Source organism: Streptomyces sp. NBC_01283 (assembly GCF_041435335.1).
Lineage (GTDB): Bacteria > Actinomycetota > Actinomycetes > Streptomycetales > Streptomycetaceae > Streptomyces.
Map to the genome: position 1 here is coordinate 1 of NZ_CP108432.1, position 17,532 is coordinate 17,532.

Sequence of the window (17,532 nt, forward strand, 5' to 3'; positions counted from 1 at the left end):
CACGACCGGATGAGACGGCTCGCCCCAACCGCCGCCCACCGCGGTCACATAGGCCGTTGGATACGGGGGCAGCCGGCCACTGCCGGGTCTGACCGACCTGACACAGCAGGTGGCCACCAGGTGGGAGCCGCGCTGGCTCTGCCACGGCGGGCGATGGACCAGTACGCCGGCTACGACGGCCTGCTGCCGCGGGATACGGCGGCGGGCACACGGTTCAGGCACAAGGCGCGGCTCCTGGCCGAGTTCGCGAAGCTGGGGCTGCCCGAACGCCGGTGGGGCTGAGGCAGGCGGTAGCCTCGCCGGCCTGAGTCCGGCCCCCCCCTCGCCGGCAGACCACCCCTTCCTGCCAGCGAAGACAGGTGGCACTTGGGCAGCGGCCTGATGGGCCGGGCTGATGTAGGGCGAGGGAAAACAACGCGGGACACACCTATACCAGAACAAGAAATTCAGGAGGGAGCAGCGCAGGCGGATCGCTTCGCCGGTTGTCTGTGCTGCCGCCCCGGTGCGCCAGCGGCTGGGACGGCCCCATCTCCCCTCGTCCCCACGGGCAGGACACCGTGTACCCGCCTACGATGATCCTCGTCTCCAATTACCCGCACGCACGGCATTCTCCGCGCCGGAAGTCCGAGTCCCCTTGGGACAGCGGAGGCCCTTACCCGGCCAGGCCTGTACCGCATCTCCGGCAACTCTACGACCGCTACTCCTGGACCGGCACCAGCGCGCCCCTGGTTCTGGCGACGCGCCCGACGGGCCCAGAGGAATGCTCCTGCGGAAGCATAATCCGGCAACCAGACCACGAACGGCCTGCGCTGGGCCACTGGAACCCCTGGACCTCCGTCGACGCCGCCCTCTGCGTGGACGTGAAATCGTCGTCTTCCTGTTCGAAGGAACGAATGCATCATCCACTGCCCTCAGCCAGGCGAGGCAGCTACAAGAGACACCGACCCCAACGCCTCGAAACACACACGCGCCGTCACCGACCCCGTCCCCATCGCCACCCAGTTCGGATACACGGGAACGCAGAAGGCGGCAGCCTTCCCCTCACCAAAGTCGACGCAGCCTTCCTCACCGCAGGCGGCACCAACATCTGGTTCTTCGGCAACAACCAGTGCTACCTCATCGACGCCCTCACCCACACGCCCCACCGCGCCTTCCAGGACAGCAACGGAAAACCCGTAGCCCTCAACATCAACGCCACAACCGACGCACAAGGAAAAAACTGGAAAGGCTGGAACCTCCCCACCGACTTCACCAACGGCCTCACCTGGGCCGCCCCCACCCTCAACAGCGACGGTGTCGTCCAAGACAGCGCACACCTCGTCACTGGCACCACCTGGTGCCCCGTCATCCCCAGCACCCAGAAGTCCTTCCCCTACATCACCACCCCCGGCGACGACCAGCCCGTCACCATCCCCTCTTGGGTAGACAACGTCTTCGTCGAACTCTGGGGACCCGGAGGACAAGGAGGCGACGGCAACGCCGGCAGCGGCGACGGCCACGCCGGCGGCGGCGGCGGCGCCGGCGGCGCCGGCGTATACCTCCGCGACGTCCTCACCGTCACCGCTACTGACGCGCTCACCGTCCACATCGGCAGCCAAGGCGACTACACAAGCGCCGACCTCAACCACAAAACCATCCTTATCGCCCCTGGCGGCGGCGGTGGTGGCGGCAGCGGCTACGACAGCGGCGACTACGGCGGCAACGGCGGCGGCGAGGCCGGCGGCGACGGCGGCGGCGAGGCCGGCGGTGGCGGCGGCAGACTTCGAAACGGCGGCAGCGGCGGCAGCAGCACGGCTCACGGCGGCGCCGGCAGCACCGACGTCGGCGGCAAGGGCGACGGCGACGGCGACAGCAACGGCGGCGGCGTCGGCGGAAGCGGCGGAAACGGCGGCGGCGGCGGCGGCGCCGGCATCGGCGGCGTCGGCGGAAGCAACGGCAGCGGCGGAAACGGCGGCGGTGTCGGCGGCGGCGGCAAATGCTTCGGCTGGGCCGGCGGGGGTGGCGGCGGCGGCGCCGGCGACGGCAGCCACGGTGGCGGCGGCGGTGGCGGCGGCGCCTGGGTATCCGGCGGAAGTGGTGGTGGCGGCGGAGCTGCGGGCAATCCACGCACGCTGGACGCCACCCATATCGGCTGGGGCTCAGGCGCCATGCCCGAGGGCGACCCGCCCGGCGGAGCAGCCACGGGCGGCAAGGGCGGCACCCAGCATGCGTTCGGCAGCAGCGGCGGCACCGGGGCCGCCCGCATCACGTGGTGATCCGGCCAGGCAAACCGGTCTCCCCGATCCGACTGGCGGACCTTCAGGCTGAGAGGAGCGCTTGAGGAACCGTACCTGCCTGCGCAGCTGCACCCGCGTTGATGATCACGGCGACGTCCTTGGGCAGGGACGCGGGGGTGCGGGCGTCGTCGTCACCGCCAGGGGCAGAGCCCGCCGCGATGTCAATCTCTGCGCGACGGCTTCGCGGTGCCCAACTGACGGAGCAGGTTGTCGATCTGGCGTTAGAACATCTGGTGCGCCTCGCGGTTAGCACCTCGCGGTCGGCACGCTCGACGGCGTGGCCACCGTCCCAGGGCAGCGCACCCCTGGGGCGGTGACAGCCCGCGTACGACACGCTCAGGATCAACCCGATAGAACGTGAGGTCTCTGCCCATGCTGGACACGTCGGTCGAACAGGTTGAACCATGCCACTGCCTGTGCGCGGTGATGCACCGGGGACGGTCCATCTGCACGGGTGAGGCCTACCCCCAACTGGAACTTGCTGTCCACGTTCCGATCTTGGGGGCGCTGGCGTTCCCTGCGTGCCACCCCTGCTTCGCCGCCAGGCGGCCGCACCCGAGAAATCGAAGCGGCCAACGCCACGCGCCCTAGCTGCACGGAGCGATGAGCAGCAAGGGCGCCCCCTGAGCCATGTGAACGGCAGAGCCCGCACTCGTCGTCCAGACACCCCTCCCGGAGCCAGCACGCCGCCGCCCTCGATCCCGCTGCACCGGACTCCCCAGACCCGACTGCCGTCGCTCACCCTGGTCTTCTGTCTGGGGCAGGTCGAGTTCATGTCGCCTTAGGGAGGTAATGGCGGGGGAAGGCGATCCATTCCGTCGCCCGTGAGCCCCTCAGCTCGCAGCGAAGGTTCACGGCCTGGAGGATGCGGCCGATCAGGAGTCCGACTACCACCGTGCGAAGGCCCTGATCGAAGGGATCGAGGCCGACCGCGACCTTCCGACCGGGATGAGCGTCGAGCCGACGGATCGGCCAAGCCGCCCTCTGCGACGGCAGCGAAAAGATCACCAAGACCATCCTCAGCGCGATCCGCCTCGACCAGCGATGCCGACGCTGGCGATCATGGCAGCGAGGAGGGTGCGTGTTCGCGAGTACGCGCCGTCCCGTTCCTACAAGCGGGTAAGTCCGGAGAGCAGCTGCTCTGCGGCACCCCGCGGAGTTCAAGCGGGGTGCGATCGCACCTGTGCCTGGGGCGGCGCGTGAACCGCAAACGCGTCTCGTGCCCGGATGCATCACACACTCGGATCGCGGCAGCGAATACACATCCGCCAAAGTCCTGTACGGCGTAGGCGGGTTGGGACTGCAGCAGAGCTGGGGAATGCACCGGACCTGCTTCAATAGCGCCGCCGCGGAGAGTTTCTCAGCTCTGCTCAATCGGGCGGCGCTGACGCCCGGCCGCGGATGCTGAGTGAGCGGTTGGGCGAGCAGAGCGGGATCGGCAGGGTGCGCGGGTGATCGAAGCTGGGTTGATACGTAGCTGATCGCCTATGTGCCTACGGCGGATGCACACGGTGCGCAGGCTGACCTCATGTTGATCAAGCGCGGTACTCTGTTCGCTCTTCTGGCATCAGCGGCAATAGCCTTCCCAGCGGCCCCGGCGGCGCATGCCATCGTCAACGGTGACAAGGCCTCGGAGGCGTATCCCGTCATGGGGTCATTGCAGCGGCCCGATTCCCCACGCCCGGACGGGCATGTATGCGGTGCCGCTCTCATCGCCAAGCAGTGGATGGTCACGGCCGGACACTGCGTGCGCGGTGGCAAGGTCGATGCGTGGAAGGTGAGGATCGGTTCTGCCCAGGTGGACAAGGGCGGTGAACTGATCGGGGTGAAACGTGCCGTGGCGCACCCCGACGGGGCCTACGGCGGCGACATCGCTCTGTTGCAGCTGAAGAAACCCGCTCGCGCCACGCCCGTCCAGATCGCCTCCCATGCTCCCAAGCCGGGAACCGGCATGCGCGTCCTTGGGTGGGGGCTGACCTGCAGCAAGAATGCGGCCTCTTGCTGGCCGAAGGATCTGAGAGAACTCGACACCAAGCGATTGGCGGACAGGTCCTGTGCGGATTCCGGGCTCGTGCCGGGCAAGGAGCTTTGTATCGCCTCTGTCAACGGCCGCGGGCCAGCCAACATGGACTCCGGCGGCCCCGCTCTGGTGAAGGCCAAGGGCAGGTGGACGCTGGTCGGTGCTACCTCCGGCAGCGGAGGCACAACGGGCGTGGACCCCACCGTGTACACCAACGTGTCTGCCAAGAAGCCCTGGATCAAATCCGTCGTAAACCCCTGACCGTTGGGCCATGCGGTACAGGGTTGGCGGGTCCGAGCACCCCAGTCAACGTGGACCGCAGTGGAACTGTGCGGGGAGTGCGTGGGGCGAAGATCTGTACCGGGCACGCACCGGAGAGCAGAGCCGCTCTCCGCAATGTCGTGATCAGCACCCTGGCTCTGCCAGACGTCCCAGCATCGCCAGCGGTCTTCGTGAAGCCCCCTGCCCGCCCTCCGCCGACCCGCTGAAACCAGAGCGGCCCCTGACCTGACCTGTGACGCCGCATGAGTACCAAGACTTTGAATCGTCCCCCTGCCCCGAGGGCAGATCGCCGAGCAAGAACATATAGAGAGGCATCAGTACTTGCGGGCGATGAGTCGCTCTTCACCGCAGGGCAGCCTACCGACACCCCACAGGTAATCAGTGGGGCGCCGCCTCAGCCTCAGGAGGGGCCATGGCTAAAGGGACCGTCAAATGGTTTAACGCCCAGAAAGGATTCGGGTTCATCCGGCCGGACGCCGGAGAACCCGATGTGTTCGTTCACTACTCGGCCATCCAGGGAAACGGATACCGCTCCCTGGAGGAAGGAGAGAAGGTGGAGTTCGAGATGGTCTCTGGCCCGAAGGGTCCACAGGCCGCCACCGTCACAAGGAGCTCTAAGACTCTGTGACGGGTTGAATGCGCGCGGACCTGCGTTTCGCGTCTTTGATGCCGGGTCCGGGGGCAATGCCAGTGCGAAGAAGAGGAGAGACATGATGACCGATCGGCACCACACCCTGAGCGTGCTGGACTGGCATGATGACGGTTCCTCCACATCGTCTGTCTGGGTCGTCAGCGCAGACGAGCTCAAACAGATACGCGTCCTCCTGGGGCGTCTTCCGGACGTGGAAGGTCTTATCACACCGGAACAGGCGGACGAAGCGCGGGCAGCCACCCGGCGGTGGCTGACCTGTGCCAACGAGAGCCCTCCCGCCTGACCACTGCGACTGAGAGCGGCCGCAGAACGACAAACTCCGCCCCTACTGCGATGCCCTCCAGGAGGGGCCCCTCGGGCGGCGCCAGAGGCGTCACTTGACCCGGCCCAGAAGGAACAGGCTAGGAGGTAGACACCCGCCCAACTGGCTCCTGAGCAGTCTCCTCCGTCCAAGCACTGCCGTGTGAGGAAACGGCAGGGCAGCCGACTCACGCCGCCCAGGTCACCAGGTCTCGCGGCGGGTGGCGAGGCCGCGGGAAGCGTCTTCGTCCTTTGGCTTGCTCTCCGGGCTGTCCCGAGGAAGGTCTGACGCCATGGGCATTGTCAAGATCACCGACCTGGTCAGTGGCTTCGGAGACCTGGCCATGGCGGGCTGGACAGCGATGGTGCCAGGACAGGGAGTGCGCGCGTACGCCCTTCTGGCTCACTGCGGCCCGCAGGAGAGCGACAGCATCATGCCTCGCGTGGCCACCGCGCTCGGACTGGACCCCGCCCCCGGCTCCCTGACGCGTCGGCTCTGGAGGGAAACCCACTTTTGCCTGTCCGATGATGGCTGGGCCGTCCTCGCCATGCCGGGAGGCGAGTGTATGGAGTATCCGGCCTCCGAACAGTGGCAAGCCGCCTGCCGACGTGAGGGACACGCGTGTCTGTACGTCTCTTACTTGGACTTCCGTGCCGGCGTCAGCGTGGAGAGACACCTGCAGGACATGGTCCAGTCCGGCCGGTTCGCGTTGGGATTAACGTGCCTGAGAAGTCCTATTCAAGGTAGGTGAGTTGGTGGCCCTTGCCGGAGGTGGAAGCCGCGCTAGCCGTGTGGTGCCTCGATTATCGCCAGATCCGCCCGCCACTGAATGGGCGGTGTTGGCGACGCTCGTACCTCGTCGTCGGCTCCCCCGGTCTGCCAGATCGCGGCCGACACCTGCAGCAGCTCCCCCTGCATGCCGGCGCCGATGTGATTTCCCAGCTCCCCCCACCAATCACACACAACCAGGTGTCGCCAGCCCCTGTCCTCCCCACTTCGACAACCACGCGCAACTTGATGATCCAGTACGCCGCCAGTCGGCACACGGTAGACCGTCCCTGACATGCCATCAGCCAACTGCACTCCAAACAATGCCTCTGACCAGGCCAGATAGCGGATTGCTGCTGGATTGCCAACGCTGATACCCAATCGACGGAGTGCCGTGATCGGCTTGATGTGAGACCGCCGTGGGCCAGACAGTTGGCTGGGCAAAGATCTTCGCGGAAGGGACAGTCAGGTTCTGTCCTCACACAAGCCCGCCGGGGCAGTGCCCTGCGGCAGACGGAATTGGGTCCCGTATGTTGATGTCGGCGAGCGGGAGGACGGTCGCCCCCCCCCTCGCGGATGTCTGTGCTTTCGGAACTGTGCTGGCCGTGGCGCCCTCAGCGTCGGCCATCGTTGGCGGGACGCCGGTCGGCGACGGCAGACGACCCTTCGTCGTACAGATCGAGCAGCAGGATGCGGACGGGAAATGGTCGCACCTCTGCGGCGGGGCGCTGGTCGACAAGCGCGTCGTCGCCACGGCGGCACACTGCTCCAATGCAGCCGAGCAGGGCAAAGCGAAGATACGGCTGGTCCTGGGGCGGGCCGACGCGAGCAAGCCCGGTGCAACAGTGGTGAAGAGTGACAAGTTCTCCATATACAGCCACCCAAGTTCAGCACCCTGACCAACACGGACTTGGGGCTCATCGTCCTCAACCGTCCGGTCAACAAGGCACGCACGGCTGCCCTGCCTCCGCCGGGGATCATCTTGAAAGCCCGGCCGTTTCCTACAGGCCGCAGGGTGGGGGCGTACCAAATTCGACGATCCGGACAGCAAGCCGTCGCGCATGCGCGAAGCGAAGCTGCCGTCAAGAAGTTCGATACCAAAGAAGGCACCTGGGACACGCGGTTCATCTGCGCGGGTACCACCAAGACGCGGGTCGGGGCCGGGGACAGCGGGGAGCCACTGTTCGACCCGAAGGCATCAGGTGCCTCCGGCAAGACGGTTGTGTACGGGCTCGTGACCGGAGAGACGAACACGTGCTCCGGACTCTTCACGAACCTGGCTGACCCCGCCATCTGGAAGCCGTTCCGCGCCCCGCTCGCCTCCTACGGGCTCGGGCACCTCATCCCGACGTGAACCGCGTGGCCCTGACGACGTGGAGTGAAGCTTCCCCTTGATCAAGGACACCTGGAGACTGAGCCGCTACTGATCTTGCTGGCGTGATGTCGTTGGGGCCGACATGCTGCGATTGTCGCCGTAGGCCTCGTATGAGGATCTGACACGAAAATGACGTGTTGAGTCGGTCAGGCCTGGATGGGTTCGAAGCGGATGGTCAGGCCGAGGGTATTGGCTTCCTTGAGCATGCGGCGCATGGCGCGTTCGGGGTCGCGGCGGGTGAAGTGGTCGGCGCCGAGGTCGCGGTAGGGCTGGTGGTTGTGCAGGACGTGCCAGATGGCGATGGCGAGTTTGTGTGTCACGGCGACGAGGGCGCGTTTGCCGCCGCGTCTGGCTGACAAGCGGCGGAAGAAGACACCGAGGTAGGAGTCCTTGTTCCTGATCGCGACCATGGCGGCGATCCCGAGGAGGCGTTTGAGGTTGGCGTTGCCGGGACGGATGCGGCCGCTCTTGCTCACACCGGCGGACTCGTTCTGGCCCGGGCAGACGCCGATCCAGGAGGCCAAGTGGTGGGCGGAGGCGAACTGGGTCATGTCGCCACCGGTCTCGGCGATGACGATTTCGGCGCCGAGTCGGCCGATGCCCGGGACAGTCTGCAGTACTTCCATATCCCGCTCATGGTCGGCAAGGAGTTGGACGATGCGGGTATCGAAGGTGGCGATGACGTCCTTCCAGCGGTCGATCTCGTCGAGGTAGTGGCGGACCATGAAGGCGTGGTGGCCGGTGAACTCGCCGTCCAGGGCGTCGATAAGGGCGGGAATCCTATTTGGGGGCTCTGCCGTGGGTGAGGTCGGCAAGGCGGTCCGGATCGCGTTCACCACGGATGAGAGCTTCCAGGATGGCCCGGCCGCTGGCGCCGGTGATGTCGCTGAGGACGGCGGAGAGTTTCATGCCCGTGTCCTCGAGTTCCTTCTCCAGCCGCTGGGCTTCCCATCCCGCTGCCCGCACCAGTTCGGTGCGGCGGCGGGTGAGATCACGCAGTTCGCGGATGTCCCGGCCGGGGATGAAGGAGGCCATCACCATGCCAGAAGGGCCGGCGCGGGCAAGGAAGGCCGCGTCGCTCGGGTCGGTCTTGCGGCCGCGGATGCCCTTGAGGTGGCCGGGGTTCACCAGCATCAGGTTCAGATGCGGCTGCAGCAGGTAGTAGACGCCGCGCCAGTAGTCCGAGGTCGCCTCCATGACGACCGCCTCGACTCGATGCCCGAGCAGCCAGCCCATCAGGCGCCGCAGCTCGGCGGTAGTGGTGCCGAATCGCTCTGTCTCCAGCGACCAGCTGCCGGCCCGTTTCGTGCAGGGAACGCGGACACAGGCCAGCAGGAAACGCTTGCCCAAGTCCACTCCCGCGGACCGCAGATGGATCACCTCGTCCTGCACATCCTGGAGCCGGGCATCGTGGTCTCCTCCCGCATGGTGCGTGCGTGCTCGGAGGGTGCCCCGGAGGAGCCAAGGGAAATGGTGGAATCTGACACGCGTGCTCCGGCACCGGGCAACCGATGCCCTGGCAACAATCCGTGGTCGCCTGGCCGGCCCCCATCGCCATCCTGTAAAACGAGCTCGCTCGCATCGCAGGCCCATCGGCTGACCGGGACACCCACCCCGATTTTCCCGTACTCGAGGTGATCAGCGCAGCGATCTCGCCCACCTGTAAAGGGGCGGGCTGACCGCTGAGCATCGAGCGTTTCACGGGCCCATTCGGTTGCAGGCGGCGAGTTGTTCGCCCTTGAACACGACAAAGCCGCCCGCCGTTGCCCAGCAGTTACGTATCAGTGTCCGGTTGGTGCACCGGTGGCGCCAGGGATGGGAGCACACGGGCCACCTGCCTCATCCGGTGAGTACCGGGCGCAGGGTGCGTGTGTAGGCACCGCTGACCCAGCCTCGTTGCCCCTCCAGCCTGTACCAGGTACGGGTGTTGCCGATTCTCTGGCCCGCTCGGCTGCGGTCGACGGCGATGACGGTGCAGGGCGGCAGGGAGCCCAGTACGCGGCTGCGGGTCGTGGGGTGCTCCCGGATCAGCAGGGACACGTCCGCGGTCTGTACCCATCCAGTATTGGCATCGGCGTCCACCTCAACTCGTGGACAACCGGTCGGTGGTCGGCCTACTGCCTCTTCGGCACCGGCGGGGTCGGCAGCGACACCGCCCAGGGCCACGAGTGAGACAACCAGCAGGGAGAACAACAGGCTTGACCTTGGCATGTCGTGGTTCCTTCGCAAGCGGCGACGCAGCGCCTCACCCTTGCTGAACCGCTTCTGCAGATCCAGCTGGGTCACCCTTCAGAGTGGGCTCATCCCTCGATCCGCTGAACAGTGCGCCCGCCGGCTGACAGCACATCTGAGGGACTGGAGGGCAGCGGGCGCCTTCGCATCCAACTCCGCGCGAACCTGTATGAGTCTTCAAAGGCTCCAGGGCACCGTGAGCTCTCGCAGAGACCGCAGGTCAGCTCCGGAAGGTCGGTGCCCAAGGGTATGCACCATGATCGAGCTCGGCGGTCGGGATGACGACGTGCTCCTGGTGGGGCAGTTCGAGGGTGGCGGTGGCTCCGTGAGGGGTGGCGTTCGTCAGGGTGAGGCGGGCGCCGATGACCCGAGCCTGGCCGAGGACAATGGTGAGGCCCAAACCGTGTCCGTGGCCGCGTTCGGCGGCGCCGGTGCGAAAGCGCTGTGGGCCGTGGGCGAGGAGACCTGGGGGGAATCCGGGGCCGTGGTCGCGCACGACGATGGACGTCGTGTCTACGGTGATCTCCACCGGGGGCCCGCCGTGGCGGTGAGCGTTGAGGACCAGGTTGGTGACGATGCGGTCGAGTCGGCGCGGGTCGGTCTCGGCGAGCGGGTGCCCGATGACGGTGATTCGTGTCTCAAGGCCGGTGCGCCGTACGCACTCCGTCACCAGCTCGCCCAGGGGCACCTGTTGGGCGTTGGCCTGTTCGGCTCCCGCATCGAGGCGGGAGATCTCCAGGAGGTCCTCGACCAGGGTGCGCAGCACCTGCACGCGGTCGCGGACGAGGTCGGTGGCCTCGCTCTCGGGCAGGAGGGAGGCCGAAGTGACGAGGCCGGCCAGGGGGGTGCGCAGTTCATGGGCGACGTCGGCGGTGAAGCGCTGCTCATCGTGCAGGCGTTCCTGGAGAGCGTCGGCCATGAGGTCGACGGCCGAGGAGATCTCGCCGATCTCGTCGTGGCGGCGGCTCGCGGTACGCGCGTCGAGCTCGCCGTGGCGAATGCGACGGGCGGTGCCCGCCACGCGGCGCAGGCGGCGCAGCACCAGCTCGGCAGCCAGGACAGTGAGGGGGATGACGAGTGTGAGCATGGCGATCGCGGCGTACGTCATGTGCCGGTCCAGTGCCTTGAGGCTGAGCACATCCATGATCATTGGGACGGATACGGCAACCTCGGTCCCATTGACGCGCGTTGCCGCCCACATGTCGGGGTCTTTCTCCGGTTCACGGTCGTCGTACCAGGTCACGGGGGCGGGCTCGGAGGCAAGCCGCTCTCGCAGCGGGTCCGGCAGCTCATCATCGATGAAGATGCCGATCTCTGACGGATTATCGCGCACGGACGGGTCATCGCGAAAGTCGCCTTCGGCCGACTGTAGTTGGGTCAGTGCCTTGTCGCGGCCGATGCTCATGGCGCCGGCTTCGGAACTCCGGTGCACCAGGATTCCGATGCCCAGCGCCATCGCGCAGGCCGCGGCGGCGACCGTAGCGGTGATCCTCCAGTGCAGGGATCTCGGGTCGGCCAGGCGCCGCAGCGCGCGGCCGATCCGGGTGCCGGGTACCCAGGCGGGCGTAGCAGCCGGGGACCTGGTCGTGGGGGCGGGGCCAGTCGGGTAGGCCATCTCAGCGCCGGAATTTGTAGCCGAAACCGCGGACGGTCTCGATGTGATCGGCGCCGATCTTCCTGCGCAGCCGCTGCACGGCCAGGTCGACGACCCGGCTGTCCCCCTCCCAGCCGTAGTCCCACACCCTGCGCAGCAGCGTCTGCCGTTCCAGGACGATGCCGGGGGCGGACACGAACTCAAGGAGCAGCCGCAGTTCGGTGGGGGTGAGCGCGAGGGGCTGTCCGTCCGCGCACACTTCCAGCCCACGGGTGTCGATCCGGAGATTTCGGAAGGTCAGCACGTTGTCGTCGGCGGCCGGTTGCTCAGTGGCTGGGTCGGTGGGCGCGGTATAGGCGGCCCTGCGCATCAGGGTACGGATGCGCGCCACTAGAACGGGGGTGTCGACGGGTTTGACGACGTAGTCGTCGGCGCCCGCCTCGAGACCGGCCACCACGTCCAGTGCGTCCCCCCGCGCGGACATCATCAGGATGGGGGCCTGGCTCGTTTCACGGACCTTGTAGCACACCCCGATGCCGTCGAGGTGCGGCAGCATGACATCGAGCAGCAGCAGGTCGGGGCCGCTCTCCCGGAACATCTCCAGGCCGGTCAGTCCGTCGGGCGCCGCCGACACCCGGTATCCGTAGCGTTCCAGGGCCATGCCGACGGATCTGCGGATCGCTGCGTCGTCCTCGACCAGTAGTAAGTGCAGGGGGGCGTCGGGGCCCCCGCTGTGACTTCCTGTCGGATTGCTGTCGTGCTGTGGCATGGTGTCGTCACCTGAAGGTTGTCGTCGGGTTATGCAAGACGGTAACGGGTTAACCGCACTCACCATCGCAAGGAGGCCGCGACGGGCAGGTGGTCGCTCCCGGTGCGCGGCAGGGTCCAGGACGCCATCGGTGTGACGCCCCGGGAAAGGATCTGGTCGATCCGGGCCACCGGGAACGCGGCGGGCCAGCTGAACCCGAAGCCGTCGCCTGCCGTCTCCTGAGCGGACTTCAGCTGTGCGGTGAGGGGGCGCAGCGCCCTGTCGTCGGTCGTGCCGTTGAAGTCGCCCACCACCAGGACGCGGGGCAGTGGCTCGGCCCGTACAGCAGTTGCAAGCCGGTCGGCGGTCTTATTGCGCCAGGTGGTGGCGAAGCCTGTGCTCGGATGTGCCCGTACCGAGGCGAGGTGGGCGGCGTACACGGCGAGGGGCCCCTTGGGGGTGTCGACGGTGGCCCGCAGGGCGCGAGTCCATGGCATGATCGCAAGCGGTTTCACGTCGTGGAGCGGGTACTTGCTCCACAGTCCGATCGAGCCCTGCGCCACGTGAAAGGGGTAGGCAGCGGCCAGTACGCGCTCATACACCGAGGTGGAGCTCTGGGTCAGTTCCTCAAGGGCGATCAGCCCGGCGCCCGAGGAGCTGAGGGCGCGGGCGGTGCCCTGCGGGTCGGGGTTCTCGTCGTGGACGTTGTGGCTGACCACGGTCACATCCCCGCCGCCGGAGCGTTTGTCGGTGAGCGTGCCACCGAACAAGGAGCACCACACGACGGCCGGGACCAGTACCGCAACCGTGGCGATCGCGGACCGCCGCGCCAGCGCAGGGATCAGCAGCGCGGGCACACTCACCCACAGCCAGGGCAGGAAGGTCTCCACCAGGCTCCCCGCGTTACCGAATGCGTTGGGGATCCAGGGATGCGCGAGCATGAGCAGTGCGGACAGGCCGGCGGCCACGGCGATCAGCCGCCCGCGCCGCCACCGGCCCGGGCCACCGTTCGGGAACCTGGAGTGCCACCGGCTGCGCCACCGGCCTCTGTTCCGGACGGTGCCGACGCCTTCGTCGGCCAGGGGAGCGCACCGAGCCGCGACATGGTCACCCTCGCGGGCGCGCAGCGCGGTCAGGACGGCCCCTTGGTGGCGCCAAGGGCGGCGGGAAGGTCCTTCTGTATCGCCTCGATCAGCGCACCGCTCTGGTCCACGGCGGCCGCCAGGCCCTCAGCGGGCGTGGTGTCGGCCCGCTGGCCCAGGACGACACCGAGTACGAGGTGCCGCTTGGCACCGTTCGTCGCTTCGGCCGCCCACATGAGATTGCCGCCGGCGGGGGTGCTCGAACCGGTCTTGAGCCCGATCACTCCGGGCTTGTCCAGCAGCCGGTTGGTGTTGGTGACCTCACCCCTCAGACCCGACACCTTTGCGCTGCGCATGGCCACCACCGTGCGCAGCACCGGCTGCTTCATCGCCTGGCGGGCGAGCTTGAGCTGGTCGCCGGCCGTGCTCCGGGTGGTGGATTCGATGCCGCTGGCCCCGGTGTACGTCGTGTCGGTCATCGCGAGTTCCGCTGCGGCGCGGTTCATCTTCTCGACGAACGCCTTTTCGCTTCCCGCGTCCCAGCGGGCCAGCAGCCGGGCGACGTTGTTGGCGGACGGAAGCAGGGTCAATTCCAGGAGCTCGTGCTGGCTCAGGCGCTGCCCCGCAGTGAGCCGGACGGTCGACTCGCTGAGCGAATCGGACTCCTGAGCGGCGGTCTCGTCCACGGTGATCTGCGGCCCGCTCTCCCCGTCCTTGAGCGGATGATCCTTGAGGATCACGTACGCCGTCATCACCTTGGTGACGCTGGCGATCGGCACCGGCTTGTGCCCGCCTCGGCTGCCCAGGCTGCCGAGGCCCGCCACCTCGACACTCGTCTGCCCCTCCTGCGGCCACGGCAGGTTGAGGCGGTCGGCGACGGCGGCCCTTGCAGTTGCCCGGCCATTTCCGCTGTCGCCGTCGGGCAGCCCCAGCCAGCCGCCCAGCCCGGCCACGGCCAGCACCGCAGCCGAAGCGCACGCCCCCCTGCCCCGGATCCAACCGCCCCGCGACCGCCCACCCGTCACGGCAGCACGTGCCCGATCAGTATTCACCGAAAACCGCCTCTCCACAGCCCGGCGTACGCGAAGCCGCGTACGCCCCCCAGCATTGGAGGGGACCTCATCCAGCGGATCTTGACCGCGCGTCCAGCAGCGCGCGGATGTGTGTCACTCAGGTAAAGGAGCTGTCCTGCCCCGACGACGGGTCGCCACCGGCGGCCGTGCTGCGCGAAGCGCGAGAAACAGCAGCCTTCCAGACCGCAACCGACGTGTTCCGCCGCCACATGAACGACGACACTCTCCAGGCCTTCGACGCTGAGTTCGGCGGTCTGCCGGCGGTCGCTTACAAGCCCTCGCAGGCCACCTGATCGAACTGCACATCGACTACCCGGACGTATCCAGACGCACGAACAGGCAGACCGCCACCGTCTGGCCGATGCCGTGTCGATGTCCCGGCCGCGCCACGAGTGGCTACGTCAAGGCTGCCAAGTCCGTAGTGGGCGTAGAGCTGATGCTCCGGTCTGAACTCGTGAGGTTGGCTGGTGCCCGCCACTCACGTCTCCTTCACGGCGTTTTTGGTGGCCATCACGTGCAGAGCGTCCTGTTGTGAGACATCGAGTGGCACGGGGCTCGTTCGTCCGATCAGCCCGGTCTTGACCGTCACCCCTCCGGGACGACCACTCCGGGCGTTGAGATGGACCCGCTCGACGCTGCCGATCTCGATGAGCCTTCACGAGAACCGCCGCTCCTAGCCCGGTGTACGCGAGGGATACGAGAGGTCACCTTGAGCAAAGGCGAATCCCAGGTCAGGACCGGCAGCGCACCTGCCGCGCTTGCGTTGCCGGTGATCTGGCCTGTGGCGACCCCGAGGGCGTCGACACCGACGCCGGATGGCCAGCCCGCACCCGCCCGCGCCACGGACCGCTCTCTGAGACATCGCGCGGCTGACCGGACGTCCAAGGCAAGCAGTGGAGTCATGGGGCGCGGGGAGTCGGCGAAGAGAGCATACGGAAGCAGATGCAGACGAGCGTAGATCCTGATCCGTCTCCTGCCGCGATGATCGTTCCCGGTGTGGCTCTTGAGTGCACGTCGGAACACGCCGTGATCGTTTCGCCGAGCCGCTAGAGAAGTTCATTGGCTCGTGAGCCTGCCCGCCGGTTCGATCTGCCGCTGAACCGTTTCCCTTCTGTCTATAGGGAAAAGCCGGGGAGAAAAGTGACCCGTTGCTTCAGAGGCTATCCGCGGGGACCCGGCGGCCAGCTCGTTCCGGTTCAACGGACGCGCCGCGGCCGGCACATGGTGAGCTCCGTCCGTATCCGGCCACCGCGTCACTGGACCGGCCCGGCGACAACTGCAGCCGGACGAGCACGGTCCGACGGCATGGTCTTCGCCCCCAGGTCGGGCTCACGACAGCGCGTTGGAGGCGTCGTCGAGGAACCGGGGGTGGCCAGGTAGTGGACGAGTTCCTCGTCCACGCTGAGCTGGATGGCGAAGTCGTGATCCGCGAAGGGCCACGGCCTGGGCAGGCGGACCGATACACGGTCGAGTGACCGCTGAAACAGTTTCGCGGCGAAGCGGATATCTCCGGCGTCCAACGTGAGGCGCATGCGAAAACGTTCAAAATGTTCCCTCTTGTTTGGTGCTGTGCTTGCGCTAACCGCGCCCCTGATGGCGGTCTCTCCGGCGCAGGCCATCGTTGGTGGCAGCGAGTCGCCCCAGGCCTACTCGTTCATGGGCTCGTTCCAGCCGTCGTTTCCCGCGCCGCCGCGCCGGGACAAACACGGTTGCGGGGTGGTGGTCCTTGCGCCGCAATGGGTGCTGACCGCCAGCCACTGCGCCGGCAAGAACCCGACCGGGGCGAAGGTGGGTGTCCCGCGTGGCTGGAAGGTCCGGGTCGGGTCGCTGGACACCACGTCCGGAGGCGAGGTCGCGGAGGTCGACCACTACTACCGGCTGTCGAACTATCAGGAGGAGGGGAGCATCTGGGGCAAGGACCTCGCATTGATGCACCTGCGGACCCCGGTTCGGGCCAAGCCAGTGCGGATCGCATCGACCACACCACAGGCCAAGACCCCCGTCCGCATCATGGGCTGGGGTATGACCTGCGACAACAGCGATGATCCGGGGTGTTTCCCGACAAAGCTTCGGGAGGCTGACACCGTGGTCCAGCCGATCTCGAAGTGTCCGGAGTCCGCGGACAGCGGGGAGCTGTGCGTCGGTAGCCGCGACGGCACTGTCGCCGCGAGCAACATGGACTCCGGCGGGCCTGCGCTGGTCCGCGACGGCGACCAGTGGGCGGTGGCCGGTGTGGTCACTGGCCCCGGCGGCGACAAGGCGCCGACGTTGTACACCGATGCCACCAAGCACGCCGACTGGATCAACGACATCATCACCGGCGCCAAGGTGCCCCCCGACGACCGGATCCCGAACGTGGAAGGCTCAGTGGCCCTGGAGGGCTGTATGGGCTCTGTGGTCCGCACTGCCTCTTCCCGGCCAAACGACCCGGCGCTGATGCTGACCAACGGTCACTGCGTGCAAGGGAAGCTGCCCGCACCTGGAACCGCGCTGGTGGACCGGCCCGCCGACCGCGAGGTGCCCATCGCCGACCGTCAGGGCTACCCCCAGGCCACCGCCCGCGCGAAGCGGCTGATGTACGCGACGATGACCGGTACCGACATCGCGCTCTACCGCCTGGACAAGACCTACGCGCAGTTGAAGGCCAAGGGCGCGAAGGTCTTCCAACTCACCTCCACCCCCGTGCGCGCAGGCGACCCGCTGACCGCGCTCACCACCGGCGAGCGCCTGAAATGCTCCGCCGAGGCCGTGGTCAAACACCTGCGGGAGGGCGGCTACCAGCAAAACGACTCGATCCGCTACGCCACCAGCGATGGCTGCGACCCCTACCACGGCACCTCCGGTTCGGCGCTGTTGGCCCCCGACGACACCACGATCGTGGGGATCCACAACACCCACAACGAAGCCGGCGGCAAGTGCACCGACGACAACCCCTGCGAGGTGGGCGCGGACGGGGCCGTGACCTCGGTAAAGGGTCGTGGCTACGGCCAGCAGGTCCACATGATCGCGGCCTGTCTGACCAAGGGGTCAAAGCTGGACCTGTCCCGCAAGAGCTGCAACCTGACACGCAAGAAGTAGGGGGTTAATGCTGGTGGGCTCGCCAGTCCACGTGGGGGGCCCACCAGCATT

General features: G+C 67.4%; 15 protein-coding genes and 1 pseudogene. 8 read left to right on the forward strand and 8 right to left on the reverse strand.

Going from position 1 to position 17,532, the window contains the following annotated elements; genetic code table 11:
* Nucleotides 1-120: 120 nt before the first annotated feature.
* The 6 genes and pseudogenes from OG302_RS42860 (at nt 121) to OG302_RS42885 (ending at nt 7,653) form a co-directional block, all read left to right on the forward strand.
* Entirely contained in the window at nt 121-282 is a 162-nt protein-coding gene (locus tag OG302_RS42860) for a hypothetical protein (RefSeq protein ID WP_371750467.1), read from the forward strand.
* Nucleotides 283-893: 611 nt separating this feature from the next.
* Nucleotides 894-2,255 (forward strand): hypothetical protein, encoded by a 1,362-nt coding sequence (locus OG302_RS42865; protein WP_371750468.1) that lies wholly within the window; start codon nt 894-896, stop codon nt 2,253-2,255.
* A 393-nt stretch (nt 2,256-2,648) separates the two neighbouring features.
* Nucleotides 2,649-2,867, forward strand: coding sequence for a DUF6372 family protein (locus OG302_RS42870; protein ID WP_371750469.1), 219 nt, complete (start codon nt 2,649-2,651; stop codon nt 2,865-2,867).
* Between the two features lie 937 nt (nt 2,868-3,804).
* Nucleotides 3,805-4,557 carry a trypsin-like serine protease gene (locus OG302_RS42875; RefSeq protein WP_371750470.1) on the forward strand — a complete coding sequence of 251 codons (753 nt, stop codon included), beginning with the start codon at nt 3,805-3,807 and terminating at the stop codon, nt 4,555-4,557.
* 433 nt (nt 4,558-4,990) lie between these two features.
* Nucleotides 4,991-5,206 (forward strand): cold-shock protein, encoded by a 216-nt coding sequence (locus OG302_RS42880; protein WP_371750471.1) that lies wholly within the window; start codon nt 4,991-4,993, stop codon nt 5,204-5,206.
* Nucleotides 5,207-6,835: 1,629 nt separating this feature from the next.
* Nucleotides 6,836-7,653: pseudogene (locus tag OG302_RS42885) on the forward strand (trypsin-like serine protease).
* Between the two features lie 167 nt (nt 7,654-7,820).
* Here the strand turns inward: OG302_RS42885 and OG302_RS42890 are convergent.
* From OG302_RS42890 to OG302_RS42920, 7 genes are all read right to left on the reverse strand, one after another.
* On the reverse strand, nt 7,821-8,489 hold the full coding sequence (locus OG302_RS42890) for a transposase (protein WP_371750472.1): 669 nt from the start codon (nt 8,487-8,489) through the stop codon (nt 7,821-7,823).
* Nucleotides 8,455-9,024: a transposase gene (locus tag OG302_RS42895; protein ID WP_371750473.1), complete on the reverse strand. Its 570-nt coding sequence runs from the start codon at nt 9,022-9,024 to the stop codon at nt 8,455-8,457. The genes OG302_RS42890 and OG302_RS42895 overlap by 35 nt, the downstream gene beginning before the upstream one ends.
* A gap of 489 nt (nt 9,025-9,513) precedes the next feature.
* Entirely contained in the window at nt 9,514-9,714 is a 201-nt protein-coding gene (locus OG302_RS42900; RefSeq protein ID WP_371750474.1) for an SH3 domain-containing protein, read from the reverse strand.
* A gap of 412 nt (nt 9,715-10,126) precedes the next feature.
* Nucleotides 10,127-11,521 (reverse strand): ATP-binding protein, encoded by a 1,395-nt coding sequence (locus OG302_RS42905; RefSeq protein WP_371750475.1) that lies wholly within the window; start codon nt 11,519-11,521, stop codon nt 10,127-10,129.
* A 1-nt stretch (nt 11,522) separates the two neighbouring features.
* Complete coding sequence (gene cseB / locus OG302_RS42910; protein WP_371750476.1) at nt 11,523-12,269, reverse strand: two-component system response regulator CseB; 747 nt, start codon at nt 12,267-12,269, stop codon at nt 11,523-11,525.
* A 59-nt stretch (nt 12,270-12,328) separates the two neighbouring features.
* Nucleotides 12,329-13,189 (reverse strand): endonuclease/exonuclease/phosphatase family protein, encoded by an 861-nt coding sequence (locus OG302_RS42915; RefSeq protein WP_371750492.1) that lies wholly within the window; start codon nt 13,187-13,189, stop codon nt 12,329-12,331.
* 191 nt (nt 13,190-13,380) lie between these two features.
* Nucleotides 13,381-14,283 (reverse strand): D-alanyl-D-alanine carboxypeptidase family protein, encoded by a 903-nt coding sequence (locus OG302_RS42920; RefSeq protein ID WP_371750477.1) that lies wholly within the window; start codon nt 14,281-14,283, stop codon nt 13,381-13,383.
* A gap of 206 nt (nt 14,284-14,489) precedes the next feature.
* On the opposite strand from OG302_RS42920, the gene OG302_RS42925 reads away from it, so the two are divergent.
* Nucleotides 14,490-14,696, forward strand: coding sequence for a hypothetical protein (locus OG302_RS42925; RefSeq protein ID WP_371750478.1), 207 nt, complete (start codon nt 14,490-14,492; stop codon nt 14,694-14,696).
* A 960-nt stretch (nt 14,697-15,656) separates the two neighbouring features.
* Here OG302_RS42925 and OG302_RS42930 read toward each other — a convergent pair.
* The gene (locus OG302_RS42930) at nt 15,657-15,935 is read right to left on the reverse strand and encodes a hypothetical protein (protein ID WP_371750479.1); all 279 of its coding nucleotides are present in this window, start codon (nt 15,933-15,935) and stop codon (nt 15,657-15,659) included.
* A gap of 61 nt (nt 15,936-15,996) precedes the next feature.
* Here OG302_RS42930 and OG302_RS42935 point away from each other — a divergent pair, with 61 nt between their 5' ends.
* Nucleotides 15,997-17,481 carry a trypsin-like serine protease gene (locus OG302_RS42935; RefSeq protein ID WP_371750480.1) on the forward strand — a complete coding sequence of 495 codons (1,485 nt, stop codon included), beginning with the start codon at nt 15,997-15,999 and terminating at the stop codon, nt 17,479-17,481.
* Nucleotides 17,482-17,532: the final 51 nt, after the last annotated feature.

Bases quoted from the DNA above. Each gene is read 5' to 3' on its own strand.
- OG302_RS42865 (WP_371750468.1), top strand. From the start codon at position 894: ATGCATCATCCACTGCCCTCAGCCAGGCGAGGCAGCTACAAGAGACAC.
- OG302_RS42870 (WP_371750469.1), top strand. From the start codon at position 2,649: ATGCTGGACACGTCGGTCGAACAGGTTGAACCATGCCACTGCCTGTGC.
- OG302_RS42875 (WP_371750470.1), top strand. From the start codon at position 3,805: ATGTTGATCAAGCGCGGTACTCTGTTCGCTCTTCTGGCATCAGCGGCA.
- OG302_RS42880 (WP_371750471.1), top strand. From the start codon at position 4,991: ATGGCTAAAGGGACCGTCAAATGGTTTAACGCCCAGAAAGGATTCGGG.
- OG302_RS42905 (WP_371750475.1), bottom strand. From the start codon at position 11,521: ATGGCCTACCCGACTGGCCCCGCCCCCACGACCAGGTCCCCGGCTGCT.
- cseB (WP_371750476.1), bottom strand. From the start codon at position 12,269: ATGCCACAGCACGACAGCAATCCGACAGGAAGTCACAGCGGGGGCCCC.
- OG302_RS42915 (WP_371750492.1), bottom strand. From the start codon at position 13,189: ATGCTCGCGCATCCCTGGATCCCCAACGCATTCGGTAACGCGGGGAGC.
- OG302_RS42925 (WP_371750478.1), top strand. From the start codon at position 14,490: ATGTGTGTCACTCAGGTAAAGGAGCTGTCCTGCCCCGACGACGGGTCG.
- OG302_RS42930 (WP_371750479.1), bottom strand. From the start codon at position 15,935: ATGCGCCTCACGTTGGACGCCGGAGATATCCGCTTCGCCGCGAAACTG.
- OG302_RS42935 (WP_371750480.1), top strand. From the start codon at position 15,997: ATGGCGGTCTCTCCGGCGCAGGCCATCGTTGGTGGCAGCGAGTCGCCC.